This window comes from Acinetobacter dispersus, assembly GCF_009884975.1.
Taxonomy (GTDB): Bacteria; Pseudomonadota; Gammaproteobacteria; order Pseudomonadales; family Moraxellaceae; genus Acinetobacter; species Acinetobacter dispersus.
Window position 1 is genome coordinate 793705 of sequence record NZ_CP041970.1, and the last position, 13870, is coordinate 807574.

Here is a 13870-nt window from a genome sequence, read left to right on the forward strand (position 1 = left end):
ACAAACTGAGAACTTTATCCTTTTTTAATTAATTTTGCTTCTAATGCTTTGCGTAAATACGGGTCAAGATCTTCTTGACGCATCAGCCATTGAATATAGTCAGCAGGGAGGTCTTGAATGGCTGTACCTTTGTGCTTGCCAAAGGTAATCGTTTTGGGAATACGCGCTTCTTCTGAGGCAAGATAAAGTTGCTCGATATTTTGAATATTGAGTTGATGAATAATATGCATCAAGATGTTGGCGGTTAAGATAATGTCAGCATCGGCACGATGTGCACCTTTTAACATTTCGCGTGCTTTGTCACTGCCTTTTGAGATCAAGTAAATTAAGGCTGAAATGTTATGTGCTTCGGCATCCTCCCAAACATGACGTGCTAAAGCTAAGGTACAAATTGGTTTCAATTTTGAGGTGTCAACACCACAACGTGCAATTGCGGCAACATCATAATCAACATTATGCCCAATGATATAAGTGGTCTGAGCAGGAAGCTTAAACTCATTATAAAAAGGTTGATCAATGAGATCTGATTCTAAAATATGATGTACCGCCATTGCGGCGAAGGAAATAGGCTGGCCAACCTGATAAAGCTGATCAAAAATTTGTTTTTTATCGAGACTGAGTTTTCCATTTTCAATTTCAATCGGAGCATAAGCAATTTCAATTGGCAAACCATTCAGCGTATGTGTTTCAGTGTCTAAGATGATTGCTTGCATAAAGTTGGCCTAGCTTGGTTGAGAGTTTGAATATCTTACAAGAAATTTATCGCAAGCTGTGTTGAATGAGGTCGTATCAATTTTATTTTTTAGAAATTTGGAACGGACTTTGAATAAATAAGCAGCAAAGTAAAAAAATACTTGAACAATTTGATATTAAGCGCATTCTTATGTAAGTAATTGCCTTAGTAAAAGAAATGCTAAGCATTAAAATGACAAGAAATATAGTTAAGGAAAAACTAAATGAATATGAAATTACTAACAATTGCGATGTTAGGCTCTAGCCTGTTATTAACTGCCTGTGGCGGCGGTGATGGTGATACAACTTATACCTTTAAACCAGAGGTTCCAGAGAACAATATCAAAGATCCTGTGGTTGGTATTCCGGTTAATTATACATTAGACGGAATGGCTGCTGTATCAGCAGATAGTGTTGTCATGACGTATAAAATGCTCGGGGTGAATGGTAAAGAAGTACAGGCCACAGCTCTTGTCTTTACGCCACAATCACCAGCACCCGCAAATGGTTGGCCAATTGTTGTTTGGGCCCATGGTACGACAGGGGTAGCAGATCAATGTGCACCAAGTAAACAGGGTTTAAAAGGCAATGAATATCTCCTAAAAGCACTTTTGGCTTCGGGCTATGTCGTTGTGGCACCAGATTATGAAGGATTGGGTGAGCCAAGTGGTCAAGAAGCCCATCCGTTTTTAAATGTTAAAAGTGAAGCATACTCAATTACCGATGCCGTGGTTGCAGCCCGTGCTTATTTAACAAGTTTAGGTAAGAAAACCAATGGACAATGGCTTGCAGTCGGTCATTCACAAGGCGGACAAGCTGTTCTTGGTGCTGCACAATATCAAAGCCGAGCAAAGTTGGATTATAAAGGTACTATTGCAATTGCGCCTGCATCTAATCTGGCGTTAATTTTGGCTGGAGGAGAGAATAAAGCTAATAATGAACCAGATCCAAATAAGAAAATAAGCATTTTAGCTCCTCTTGATACGTTTACAGCATTAATTACAGCAGGGCTAAGAAATCAGTATCCAAATCTAAGATTTAGTGATGTGTTTAACTCACCGACAGATCTAATTGCAGCAACAGCAGAAACTTCCTCTCCAAATTCTGTTTGTTATGATGGTTTGGGCCAGGCTTTAGGAGGAGCTATGTTCAAATATCTAGGTGATAATAAAACGCTTAATGGATACCCAAGAACCAAAACCAACTTTATGGCAACACCAAGTATAAATACTTTCTTGACAACTGACTCACAGCCTTTACAGAAAAAAGTAACTATGCCTGTGATCATCTATCAAGGGACAGGAGATGAAACTGTACCTAAACAGGTAACGGATATTCTTGTGTCATCGGCAAGAACAGTGGGAACATTAATTCCTGATGCCAACTATCGTGTTGGTGCTTGGGACCATACAACGGCTTATACGACAAATCTTGCAAAAATTGTGCAAGATGTGAATATTTTAATGCCAGTGAAATAGTAAATTTTATGGAGTCTAATTCTCTTATTAATAAAGAATTAGACTCCATCGGTGGTAGGGTAAAATTAAAATGTATAAAAAATAGCTTATTGATTTTAGTCCATGAAAGCCAATGCAGTGATGAATAAAATTCACGAATAATTAAATAAATATCAATCTCTGAAACCATAAACTTCATGCTACAATATGTGCCAATCTTTAGCACGGCTTAAAAGCCCTAATATATAGGACCCTCCGCTAATGTTTGCCAATATTTCTATTGCTGAATTTGATCCAGAATTAGCTCAAGCGATTGCTTCTGAAGGCGTACGCCAAGAAGCGCATATTGAGTTAATCGCATCTGAAAACTATTGCTCACCAGCTGTAATGGAAGCACAGGGATCAAAACTTACGAATAAATATGCAGAAGGCTATCCTGGCAAACGCTACTACGGCGGTTGTGAATATGTGGATGTGATTGAACAACTTGCAATTGATCGTGCAAAAGAGTTGTTCGGTGCTGACTATGCAAACGTTCAACCACATGCGGGTTCGCAAGCAAACTCTGCGGTTTATCTAGCGCTTCTTAACCCAGGTGATACTGTTCTTGGTATGAGTTTGGCTCACGGTGGTCACTTGACTCACGGTGCTAAAGTAAGCTTCTCTGGTAAAACGTATAACGCTGTTCAGTATGGTTTAAATACTGAAACTGGCGAAATTGATTATGAAGAAGTAGAACGTCTAGCGTTGGAACATAAGCCACGCATGATCGTTGCTGGTTTTTCTGCATATAGTCAAATCGTTGATTGGCAGCGTTTCCGTGACATCGCAGATAAAGTAGGTGCATACCTTTTTGTTGATATGGCGCATGTTGCAGGTTTAGTTGCTGCGGGTGTTTATCCTAACCCAGTGCAAATTGCAGACGTTACTACAACAACGACACATAAAACACTTCGTGGTCCACGTTCTGGTTTAATTCTTGCAAAAGCAAACGAAGAAATCGAAAAGAAACTTCAATCAGCTGTATTCCCAGGCAATCAAGGTGGTCCTTTGATGCATGCAATTGCTGCTAAAGCAATCTGTTTCAAAGAAGCAATGTCTGATGAGTTTAAAACTTACCAACAACAAGTGGTGAAAAATGCTCAAGCTATGGCTGAAGTATTAATTTCACGTGGTTTTGATGTTGTTTCTGGTGGTACAGAAAACCATTTATTCTTATTGTCTTTGATTAAACAAGACGTAACGGGTAAAGAAGTTGATGCTTGGTTAGGTGCAGCTCACATTACAGTAAACAAAAACGCGGTTCCAAATGACCCACGTTCTCCGTTCGTAACTTCTGGTATCCGTATTGGTACGCCAGCAGTGACGACTCGTGGTTTCGGTGAAGCTGAAGTACGTGAACTTGCAGGTTGGATCGCTGACGTGATCGACAGCAAAGGTGATGAGAAAGTTATCGCTGACGTAAAAGCTAAAGTTGAAGCTGTTTGTGCAAAATTCCCTGTGTATGCAAACTAATTTGTATATCTAAAAAAGCGCCGTAAGGCGCTTTTTTTATGGATAAAGAAAATCTAAAAATATCAATTATTCTAATCCCCACAGCATCAAATTGGTGCTTTGTTTTTAAAAGTGCACTCTGAACACTCTAAAAATGATCATTCTGGTATTACGAATATGAAAAATCGTATTACTAAACTGGCATGTCTTTTGCTTCATGACAATACAGATAAAGTTGTCTAGGGTTCCGATGTGTCCGTATGGAGACATGACTGGTCCGAGAGATAACGGTTCGATAGAACTACACGGAGGGATAAAAGCCCGGGAGGACAGGCATATTGCCATAACGAGGTTAAGCATCCGCAAGGGGTTTGTTATGAATCAATCGTTCTATCACGACAATAAAATACTGTGGCAAGAAACATTACCCGGTGGTCATCATTGGTCTGGTCGCATTCAACGTGGTGCAGTTTTACAACTGGAAGCACTAGAACATCGTGCCAATGTGTCTTTGTTCTGTGTCAATGCCGATGACAAGTTGGAGCGCTTTAATATGCCGGATAGTCTGAAAGCCCAACACACGGCTTTTCTCTCGACAGGGCATGTTCTGTATTCTGATCTGGGCCGTGTAATGGCTTCCATTGTTCAAGATCAACATGGCTGGAATGATGTGTTTTGTGGTCCGAGTACCGCACAGCAAATTGCACAACATTTTGGCCAGAAAAACTTTCAGGATGCTCGTAATGACATGCATCAAAATGGTCTAGATAGTTTATTGGTGGAATTGACCAAATTTGGTCTAGGCCAAGCGGATTTGAGTGCGACGGTAAATTTATTTTCAAAAGTCCAGCCTGATGATCATGGCCGATTAAGCTACGTAACAGACGATAATCAACAGCAAAAGATTGAACTGCGCTTTGAAATGGATTGTCTGGTTTTTCTATCTGCAGCACCACATCCACTCGACTCATCTACACCTTATCAACCCGCCGATATCCAACTTCGCCTATTCAAAGCCAATACCTTAACTGAACAGGACGTTTGTCGGGATTCATGCGCGCAAAATCAGCGTGGTTTTGCCAATAACGCACGCTATTACGCATTGTCGAATTAAGGTGGGGAGCGAGAAAATGACAGCATCAGCAAAGATTGAACAGATTGTTTTAGACGAAATTTGCCTTGCAGGCGAAGCATGGATGGGTGAGGTGAAGCAAGGTCAGTACTTCCGCATTATTGATCTGGAAGGCAACCAAGCCGTTGATACCTTATTTATCAGTGCCAACAATGTCGAAGAGCGTTATAGCGCAACCGATACCTTGGCGCAAAATCAGCAGCTTTATCTGGAAAAAGGCACGACCTTATTTAGTAATTTTGCCCGTCCAATTGCCACTATTATCGATGACAATTGCGGCAGACATGACACCTTAGGCGGCGCATGTTCATGTGAAAGCAATATGGTACGTTATGCACACGATAAATATCCGATGCACAGTTGCCGCAATAATTTTATGTACGCCTTGGCACAGCACCCAATTGCCAAAAAGCATCAGCTCAATGTCCGTCATATTGGACCCAATATTAACTTTTTTATGAATGTACCCGTGACAGCTGAAGGCCATTTAAAGTTTGAAGATGGGGTGTCTGCACCGGGTAAATATGTCGAGATCAAAGCCGAAATGGATTTGATCGTGCTGATTTCAAATTGTCCGCAATTGAATAATCCGTGCAATGCCTACAATCCGACCAAAATCCAGCTTGTTATACGTGACGCGTGAGGTGGCATAATGTTTAAAAAAGTACTGATTGCTAATCGGGGGGCGATTGCCTGCCGCGTCATTCGTAGTTTAAAGAAACTTGGGATTCAATCGGTTGCGGTCTATTCCGAAGCAGACCGAGATTCCTTACATGTCAGTTTGGCAGATGAAGCGATTTTTATCGGTGATTCAGCTGCACAGCAAAGCTATTTAAATATTGAAAAAATCCTTGCTGCAGCACAGCACACAGGGCTGAAGCGATTCATCCTGGTTATGGTTTTTTATCGGAAAATGCCGCATTTTGTGATCTCTGTGAGCAACACGGTATAGCTTTCATTGGCCCAACCTCACAGCAAATGCGTGATTTTGGTCTAAAACATACCGCACGTGAATTGGCAATTCAAAACAATGTACCTTTACTTCCAGGTAGTCAGTTGCTCATCGACTTGGATGATGCCTTGTTTCAGGCCGATCAGATTGGCTATCCAGTGATGCTGAAAAGCACCGCGGGTGGTGGTGGGATTGGTATGCGTTTGGTTTGGAATGAACAGGAATTAAAAGAAGCCTATCAAACCGTTTCCTATCTGGCACAAGCGAATTTTAAAGATGCAGGACTGTATCTGGAAAAGTTTGTCGAAAATGCGCGCCATATTGAGGTACAGATTTTCGGTGATGGTCAAGGCCATGTCATTGCGCTTGGTGAGCGTGATTGTTCAGTGCAACGCCGTAATCAAAAGGTGATTGAGGAAACACCTGCACCGCATTTGAATGATGAGCAACGTAATTATATTCAAAAAGTTGCGATTCAATTGATGCAGTCGGTGCAATATCGTTCCGCGGGTACGGTGGAATTTGTGATGGATACCGATACACAACAGTTCTACTTTTTAGAAGTGAATACACGCTTGCAAGTGGAACATGGGGTGACGGAACAGGTTTATGACGTTGATCTGGTTGAATGGATGGTGAATTTGGCCAGTGGGGATTGGCAAGCACCGCAACAGATTGCGCCACCCAAAGCTCATTCGATTCAAGTGCGTTTATATGCCGAAGATCCGATCAAAAACTTTCAACCCAGCGCAGGCTTATTGACCAGTGTCAAATTTGACCCTCAGTCACGGGTGGAAACTTGGGTGGAAACAGGCTCAAATGTTTCTTCATTCTATGACCCGATGATTGCAAAAATTATTGTCACAGCAGCAGATCGTGAACAGGCCATTGCTGCCATGCAAAATAGCCTAAGCAATACCGAAATTGCAGGGATTGAAACCAATCTCGAGTATTTACAGGAAATTATCGCGGGTGAGGTGTTTCAGCAAGGCACACAGACCACGCGTTTCTTGAATCATTTTGAATGGAAAACTCAAAAAGTAGAGGTGTTGCAGGCAGGGATTCAAACTGCAGTGCAAGACGTCACAGGTCGCTTGGGCTATTGGGATGTTGGTGTTCCGCCTTCAGGTGCGATGGATGCATTGAGCCTGAATGTAGCCAATCAATTATTAGGCAACACGTTTAATAGTTCGGGGCTAGAATGTACTTTACTCGGGCCAACTTTAAAATTTCATTGTGATAGTCAAATTGCCATTACTGGCGGTGAGATGGAGGCTAGCCTAGATGGTCAACCTGTCGCGATGTGGTCAACGATCAATGTGCGTAAAGGGCAGGTGTTAAAATGTGGTCGTATCAGTACAGGTTGTCGCAGTTATATTGGGATTAAACATGGATTTAATCTGCCTGCGTATTTAGGCAGTTTAGCCACCTTTACCTTGGGGAAATTTGGTGGTCATGCAGGGCGTAACTTACTGATTGGTGATATATTGCCAATCACTGAAGCGAAAATCGAGCAAACAGTTGCATTAAAGCCTGAACAAATCCCACGTTTTAAAACCGAATGGGAAATCGCGGTCATGTATGGCCCGCATGGTGCACCAGATTTCTTTACGCCGAATGACGTTGCCATGTTTTTTGATCAAGACTGGGAGATTCATTTTAACTCGAGTCGTACCGGCATTCGTTTGATTGGTCCTAAACCTGAGTGGGCGCGGATTGATGGAGGCGAGGCTGGTTTACACCCATCGAATATCCATGACAATGCCTATGCCATCGGTGCAATTGATTTCACTGGGGATATGCCGATTATTTTAGGACCTGATGGCCCGAGTTTAGGCGGCTTCGTTTGTCCTGCGGTGGTGATTAACTCAGAGTTGTGGAAGTTGGGGCAACTGAAAGCAGGCGATAAAGTCAGATTTATTCCTGTTAGCTATGCGCAGGCGCAACAGTTAGAACAACGCTATCAATCGGCTTTACAGGATGAAACGATATCGAAGGTTAATTTTTCACCTGTGTTCAAAGCTGATCCTGTTACTTTAAAAAATGCGGTGTTGGCGACTTTGGATCAGGGTGCTGATAAACCCAAAGTGAGCTATCGCCCCGCTGGAAACCAATATCTGTTAGTCGAATATGGTGAACTGGTTCTGGATCTTAATTTACGTTTCCGTATTCATGCCCTGATGCAATGGGTACAGCAACAAAATATTCAGGGCATCATTGATCTAACCCCAGGTATTCGTTCATTACAGATTCATTATAATTCAATGATTCTAGAGCAACTGGATTTACTGCGCTTGTTACAGGTGGCTGAAAGTGAATTACCTGATATTGAAAATATGCAGGTACCGTCTAGAACGGTGTATTTGCCCTTAGCTTGGGAAGATTCACAAACGCAGCTTGCAACCGAAAAATATACGCAATTGGTTCGTCCTGATGCACCGTGGTGTCCAGATAACATCGAGTTCATTCGCCGTATCAATGGTCTTGCATCGAAGCAAGCGGTAAAAGATGTGGTTTATGACACCGCTTATTTGGTGATGGGTTTGGGTGATGTCTATCTGGGTGCACCTGTTGCCACACCACTTGACCCAAGACATCGTTTAGTCACCACTAAATATAATCCTGCACGAACATGGACGCCTGAAAATGCGGTCGGAATTGGTGGGGCTTATATGTGTGTTTATGGTATGGAGGGGCCGGGTGGCTATCAGTTTGTAGGACGTACCACACAGGTGTGGAGTCGTTATCGTCAAAATCCGAATTTTGAACAGCACAAGCCATGGTTGCTTAGGTTCTTTGACCAAATCCGTTTTTATGAAGTATCTGAGTCTGAATTATTGGAAATGCGTGAAGACTTTAAAGCAGGTCGTTTGCAATTAAGAATTGAAGAGGGTGTGCTTAATCTGAAGGATTATAATGCCTTTTTGAAAGAAAATGAGAGTAGTATTCAGGCTTTTAAACAGGTTCAGCAAAGCAATTTTGAAGAGGAACGCCGTCGATGGCACGAAGCGGGTTTAGCTGAATATGTTTCTGAAAGTCTAGATGCAGTCCTAGATGATTCAGAGATCACAGTTCCAAACGGTGGCATGATCGTGGAGTCACATATGCCAGGATCTGTCTGGAAAATTGAATGTACCGTGGGAGATATTATTGAAGAAGGTGAAATTTTGGCAGTGATTGAAGCAATGAAAATTGAAATCCCAATCCTTGCGCCTGCAAAAATGAAAGTTGATAGTATCTTGATTGATAAAGCGCAAACGGTAAAAACAGGACAGGCATTATTCACGCTTGCACCTGCTGTATAACGATTAAATTCATGATGCAGAAAAGGCCCTATGATGAAACATAGGGCTTTTTTTATGTGCATTTATTCAGCAATTCACACGGTTTTTTCTACTTTAATTGGCTAAAAAACTGGCATAGATACTGCATTAAATATTACGAATTATAAATTTGGTATTACTAAGGCTGAGGTGGTTATGAAAACGCAATCAATCCTAATTCAGTATTTCAAAGTTGCAGCGCGCTGTTTTGCCAATTTACTGAGCGTCCGAGCAGGTCTGTATGTAAAGCAAACCCAGCTTCCTAAACAGTAGTCTGATCATTATGAATGCTCGTCCTAAACTAACTCGAATCAGTATTACCGTCCCTGAAAAAACGGTTGAGGCCTTAGATCAAACTATTGTCGAAGAGCATTATGAAAGTCGCTCTCAGGCTATTGTCGACATGATCAACAAGCATCTCATTGCTGAACAGGCACAGCAAAATGCAGTCATGGTCGGCACACTAACATTGTTGTATGACGCCAGTTGTATGCCACTGCGTATGCAACTCTTAGACTTACAGCAGAAGTTTTTAGAACAGGTGATCAGTTCATTACATATTCAACTGGATCAACAAAAAATATTGGAAGTCATGCTGTTACAAGGTGGTAGCAATGACCTTAAACAGATTAGCCAACAATTTACTGCCTTAAAAGGGGTGATTAAAGGGCATCTGGAACTCATGGATGCCGTAATGCCACCTTTACAGCAAAACGATTAGCAAGCGTCAGTATTGTCGCTAAATACATGATTTAGATGTGGGCAAAATTTTCAAAAAAGATATGGGGTGATTATGAAGCAAACAATAGTAACTTTATCCGTTTCTGTACTGTTGGGACTGGGTCTTACAGCGTGTGATAATTCGGCTAAGGTACCAACGGCGGAGAAGGCAACCGACACCAAAGATGCGACATCAACGACTCCAATGACGATTGGGTATAGTGATTGGCCGGGCTGGGTGGCTTGGCAAGTGGCGATTGAAAAAGGCTGGTTAAAAGACGCAGGCTTAAATGTCGAATTTAAATGGTTTGATTATTCAGCATCAATTTCTGCTTTTGCCGCCAATCAACTGGATGCGGTGTTTATTACCAATGGCGATAATTTGGTCAATGCCTCCGGGGGAAGCAAGGGTATGATCATTATGGTGACCGATTATTCTGCGGGTAATGATGTGATTATTGCCAAGAATGGCATCAATAGTCTTCAGGATTTAAAAGGCAAATCCATTGCTACAGAAAAAGGATTGGTCGATCACTTGTTGTTATCGACGGCTTTAACCGACGCTAAGATTCCTTTTTCAGATATTAAACTGGTCAATTCGGTGACCAATGAACTTCCTCAAGTATTTGGCAGTCAGGATGTTGCTGCAATTGCAGTTTGGCAACCTGTTGCCAATCAAGCTCTAAAAGCTGTCGCAGGTTCCAAGATTATTTATAGTTCTAAAGATAAACCAGGCTTGATTTACGATACCTTGGCGGTAAATCCAACTCATTTATCGGCGCATAGAGAAGACTGGAAAAAGCTGATCCAGGTGTGGGATAAAACGGTGAAATATATCCAAGACCCTGCCACACACGCGGATGCCGTAAAAATCATGGCCAATCGTGTTGGTGTTGATCCTCAACAATATGAGCAATTTATTGAGGGGACGCATTTACTGAATATTGCTGCGAATAAGAAAGTGTTCCAGAAGGGAACAGGTTTTGACTCAATTTACGGTTCGACTTATCACGTCAATCAATTTAATGTCAGTAATGGTATTTATAAAACTGAAGTGGATGTAGATGGCTTGATCTATCCGGCTTTGGTGGATGAGTTGAAATAGATATTTTCTGGTATAAAAAATCGTTCTTAATGAGCGATTTTTTATATTCTCAGATTCTAAATCAACAGGACGATTGTGATAGAACCCTTTATCACAATCGTCCTTGTCTAGATCAATCAGATAGAAACAGGATTAGTAAGTCCGTGTGGCATTTTTTAATAAATGCTTTTGTTCAGCAGCCAACCATTGTTGTGTATCCGTGGTGGTTGCGGTTGTGGTATGAAATACAAAATTAGGCTGATAGATATCCAAATGAAAATAAAGCCGATACAGTTCACTTTCAATCTGTTTCAGTTGAGTCAGGGTCTTGGCATCTTCTATTTCAAAATCATCCAGTGAAATTGATTGCTGCAAACGACTGGTGATTGTACTAAAACCAATAGAAGAACCATTTAATGCAACCGAGACTTCATAGCTTTCAATGGCTTTGAGATCATTTTCAGGATGATCAATTGGACCATTCCTCAGTTGATTTTGTTGTTGGGGAAGGCGTGATTGTGCATAAGCCATGTGTTGATCGCAGATCATCAAGCCCCCATCCATAGGTACAATCTTTTGTGTTGCCACATGTTGCATTTGAAATAGACGTAAACCAAGCAATAAGCCATGCTGAGCCTGTTGTCGCCAATCCTCTACGTAGGCATGGGAAGGTGAGAACTCTAAAATGCTATTGCCGATCGGGTAAAGCTTGGCGGGTTCAGGCCATTGAATATGATTTTGATAGTTCTGATGAACCTGCCAAGAGAGTAATTCGCGCTCTGAATCCCATAAAGTATCGCCAATCCATCCTTGTCGCTCATGCACTGCAGTTTGATTGGCATCGATCAGTCGTAGATCAATGCTAAAAGATTTGGACTGAAACCAATACACAATAGTTTTTTCATCGGTCATGCCACTAAAGAAGCTGATACTTTTACGTCTAAAGCATCCCAGTAAATAGCGTGGTAAGGGGAAGTGATCATCAATTACTGTTGGCTCAAGTTGCGCTAATAAGTTGATTAGATTCATTCGCTTGCTCCCTGCTCATTTAAACCAAAAGAGTACAGCGGACGGGCATTTTCAAGTACCAGCTCACCCGACTGAATGCGTTGCTTGAGGTACATAAAAGTTTGAGCGGTTTGATTAAATAGATGCTCACCACCTTTCATTGGCGGATATAACGGCGCTTCATTTTGAATCAGTGGTTGAATCATATAGTCATAATCACAGGAGAAGAACAGCGGAAAAGAGAAACGTTCTTGCTGCACTCGTCGAACACGATGCTTGGTGGCTAGATAACGACCATTGGATAAGATTTCCATCATGTCACCAATATTCATCACCATGGTGTTTTCGATTAAGGGAATATCGATCCATTCACCCTGTTTGTTAAGGACTTGTAAACCTTCAGCCGTTGGAAATAAAAGGGTAAAACATTCATAGTCGGTATGTGCGCCAATACCCGATTGATCTTCAGCCTCGGGATTGTAAGGGTAGTGAATCAGCCTCAATTGGCTCGGTGCATGCTTTGAATGTGGTTCAAAAAAGTCCTCATTCAAATCAAGTGCCAAAGCAAAAGCTTTAAATAGCTGATTGCCGATGGCTTTGATATGTTGATAATAATTTAAGACAGTGTGTTTAAAGTGGGCATCTTCAGGCCATAGCGTTGGGCCAAGCAAAGGACGACGATGCAGCTCTCCGAGATAGTCATAATTGATGTCATAGGACTCTTTTAGATCATAGACATTGGCTTTAAATTGTTCCTCACCGATTGGCACATAACCACTATGATTTTCTGAAAGGCCAATATAATGCTGCATTTTAGTGGTGTGGTCTTGGTTAAAATATTGCTGCGCGGTTTGTTTTAACTGATCGAACAGTTCAGGTTGAAATTGCTCCCCCTGAATGTATAAGAAGCCGACGTCTTTACAGGCTTGATCAAGTTGCTTCACTACTTGTTTGTGATCTTCTAAACTCGCGCTGTTGAGGAGTGAAATATCAATTAAGGGCAACACATAATCATGGTTCATGAGATTCACCATTGGCTGGTCGTCCAGCAATAAATGAAGCAGATTGGGTCGTCCCAAACGCTATTTTATTTCTGTGTACTCATTTGGGTCATACGTGGAATTTTAGGTAAATCCTGCAACGCGGGATCTAGGGCTTCCTCTTGGTGATGCACCAATAGATCAACACGCTGCCGTAGCTGTTTGAATTCAGGTGAATGCATCAGTTCCATGCTTCGTGGACGTGGTAAATCGACTTCGATAATCTCTTTGACTTCACCCGGATTGGCTTTTAAAGCCACAATACGATCTGCCAGTAAAATGGCTTCATCCATGTCATGCGTGACAAATAAAATAGTGATATCAATGTTTTGCCATAAGTCCATGAGATGCTTTTGCATTTTTTGTCGGGTGTAGGGATCGAGTGCCCCAAAAGGTTCATCCATGAGTAAAATCTTGGGTTCATTGACTAAGGCGCGGGCAATGGCGACACGCTGTTTCATCCCCCCTGAAAGTTCATGTGGAAACTGATTTTCATATTTTTCTAAGCCAATAATATTGATCCATTCACGCGCCATTTCTTCGGCACGGGTTTGACTGATGCCTTTCATCAAAGGGCCAAACATCACATTTTCTTTAACGGTTTTCCATGGAAATAAGGTATAGCCTTGAAACACCATGCCACGTTCTGAACTCGGGCCTTTAATCTTTTGCCCTTCAACCAGAACTTCACCACTATGGTAGTCATCTAGACCTGCTACCACACGGCTTAAGGTTGATTTTCCACATCCTGAAGGACCAATCACACAGACAAACTCACGTTTATGAATGCGTAAATCAATTTGGTTCAGCACGGTGCGTTCTGAATCACCATGTTGAAAAATTTGCGTCAGTTGCTTGGTTTCCAGCATCACGGGACGCGTATAAATATGCTCAAAATAGGATTTGGCATCAAAATTATCCGTCATAT

10 protein-coding genes, 1 pseudogene and 1 riboswitch are annotated in these 13870 nt (G+C 41.7%); of the genes and pseudogenes, 7 read left to right on the top strand and 4 right to left on the bottom strand.

The genetic code is table 11. The annotated features are described in order from the left end of the window. Nucleotides 1–14 precede the first annotated feature (14 nt). Nucleotides 15–713 (bottom strand): putative quorum-sensing-regulated virulence factor, encoded by a 699-nt coding sequence (locus FPL17_RS03325; RefSeq protein ID WP_159883233.1) that lies wholly within the window; start codon nt 711–713, stop codon nt 15–17. Nucleotides 714–956: 243 nt separating this feature from the next. On the opposite strand from FPL17_RS03325, the gene FPL17_RS03330 reads away from it, so the two are divergent. The 7 genes and pseudogenes from FPL17_RS03330 (at nt 957) to FPL17_RS03360 (ending at nt 10915) form a co-directional block, all read left to right on the top strand. Continuing rightward, the gene (locus tag FPL17_RS03330; RefSeq protein ID WP_159883235.1) at nt 957–2210 is read left to right on the top strand and encodes an alpha/beta fold hydrolase; all 1254 of its coding nucleotides are present in this window, start codon (nt 957–959) and stop codon (nt 2208–2210) included. 240 nt (nt 2211–2450) lie between these two features. Next, nucleotides 2451–3704 carry a serine hydroxymethyltransferase gene (gene glyA / locus FPL17_RS03335; protein ID WP_005187674.1) on the top strand — a complete coding sequence of 418 codons (1254 nt, stop codon included), beginning with the start codon at nt 2451–2453 and terminating at the stop codon, nt 3702–3704. 207 nt (nt 3705–3911) lie between these two features. Next, a riboswitch (guanidine-I (ykkC/yxkD leader) is annotated at nt 3912–4013 on the top strand. A 46-nt stretch (nt 4014–4059) separates the two neighbouring features. After that, nucleotides 4060–4797, top strand: a complete 738-nt coding sequence (locus FPL17_RS03340) for an urea amidolyase associated protein UAAP1 (protein ID WP_159883237.1) — start codon at nt 4060–4062, stop codon at nt 4795–4797. 16 nt (nt 4798–4813) lie between these two features. Beyond that, nucleotides 4814–5458 carry an urea amidolyase associated protein UAAP2 gene (locus tag FPL17_RS03345; protein ID WP_159883239.1) on the top strand — a complete coding sequence of 215 codons (645 nt, stop codon included), beginning with the start codon at nt 4814–4816 and terminating at the stop codon, nt 5456–5458. A gap of 9 nt (nt 5459–5467) precedes the next feature. Then, nucleotides 5468–9072 (top strand): annotated as a pseudogene (uca, locus tag FPL17_RS03350) (urea carboxylase). Between the two features lie 301 nt (nt 9073–9373). Continuing rightward, a complete protein-coding gene (locus tag FPL17_RS03355; RefSeq protein ID WP_005187690.1) occupies nt 9374–9811 on the top strand; it encodes a CopG family ribbon-helix-helix protein in 438 nt (145 codons plus the stop codon). Between the two features lie 72 nt (nt 9812–9883). After that, nucleotides 9884–10915, top strand: coding sequence for an ABC transporter substrate-binding protein (locus FPL17_RS03360; RefSeq protein ID WP_159883241.1), 1032 nt, complete (start codon nt 9884–9886; stop codon nt 10913–10915). 132 nt (nt 10916–11047) lie between these two features. Here the strand turns inward: FPL17_RS03360 and FPL17_RS03365 are convergent, their stop codons facing one another. From FPL17_RS03365 to FPL17_RS03375, 3 genes are read right to left on the bottom strand one after another with little or no spacing between them, the layout of a single operon-like run. Further along, on the bottom strand, nt 11048–11923 hold the full coding sequence (locus FPL17_RS03365; protein WP_159883243.1) for a hypothetical protein: 876 nt from the start codon (nt 11921–11923) through the stop codon (nt 11048–11050). Continuing rightward, entirely contained in the window at nt 11920–12936 is a 1017-nt protein-coding gene (locus FPL17_RS03370) for an isopenicillin N synthase family dioxygenase (protein ID WP_159883245.1), read from the bottom strand. Before FPL17_RS03370 ends, FPL17_RS03365 begins: the two co-directional genes overlap by 4 nt. 53 nt (nt 12937–12989) lie before the next feature. Further along, entirely contained in the window at nt 12990–13868 is an 879-nt protein-coding gene (locus tag FPL17_RS03375) for an ABC transporter ATP-binding protein (protein WP_159883247.1), read from the bottom strand. Nucleotides 13869–13870: the final 2 nt, after the last annotated feature.

Coding starts and splice junctions, on each gene's coding strand:
- FPL17_RS03325 (WP_159883233.1), bottom strand. CDS start 713: ATGCAAGCAATCATCTTAGACACTGAAACACATACGCTGAATGGTTTG.
- FPL17_RS03330 (WP_159883235.1), top strand. CDS start 957: ATGAATATGAAATTACTAACAATTGCGATGTTAGGCTCTAGCCTGTTA.
- glyA (WP_005187674.1), top strand. CDS start 2,451: ATGTTTGCCAATATTTCTATTGCTGAATTTGATCCAGAATTAGCTCAA.
- FPL17_RS03340 (WP_159883237.1), top strand. CDS start 4,060: ATGAATCAATCGTTCTATCACGACAATAAAATACTGTGGCAAGAAACA.
- FPL17_RS03345 (WP_159883239.1), top strand. CDS start 4,814: ATGACAGCATCAGCAAAGATTGAACAGATTGTTTTAGACGAAATTTGC.
- FPL17_RS03355 (WP_005187690.1), top strand. CDS start 9,374: ATGAATGCTCGTCCTAAACTAACTCGAATCAGTATTACCGTCCCTGAA.
- FPL17_RS03360 (WP_159883241.1), top strand. CDS start 9,884: ATGAAGCAAACAATAGTAACTTTATCCGTTTCTGTACTGTTGGGACTG.
- FPL17_RS03365 (WP_159883243.1), bottom strand. CDS start 11,923: ATGAATCTAATCAACTTATTAGCGCAACTTGAGCCAACAGTAATTGAT.
- FPL17_RS03370 (WP_159883245.1), bottom strand. CDS start 12,936: ATGGTGAATCTCATGAACCATGATTATGTGTTGCCCTTAATTGATATT.
- FPL17_RS03375 (WP_159883247.1), bottom strand. CDS start 13,868: ATGACGGATAATTTTGATGCCAAATCCTATTTTGAGCATATTTATACG.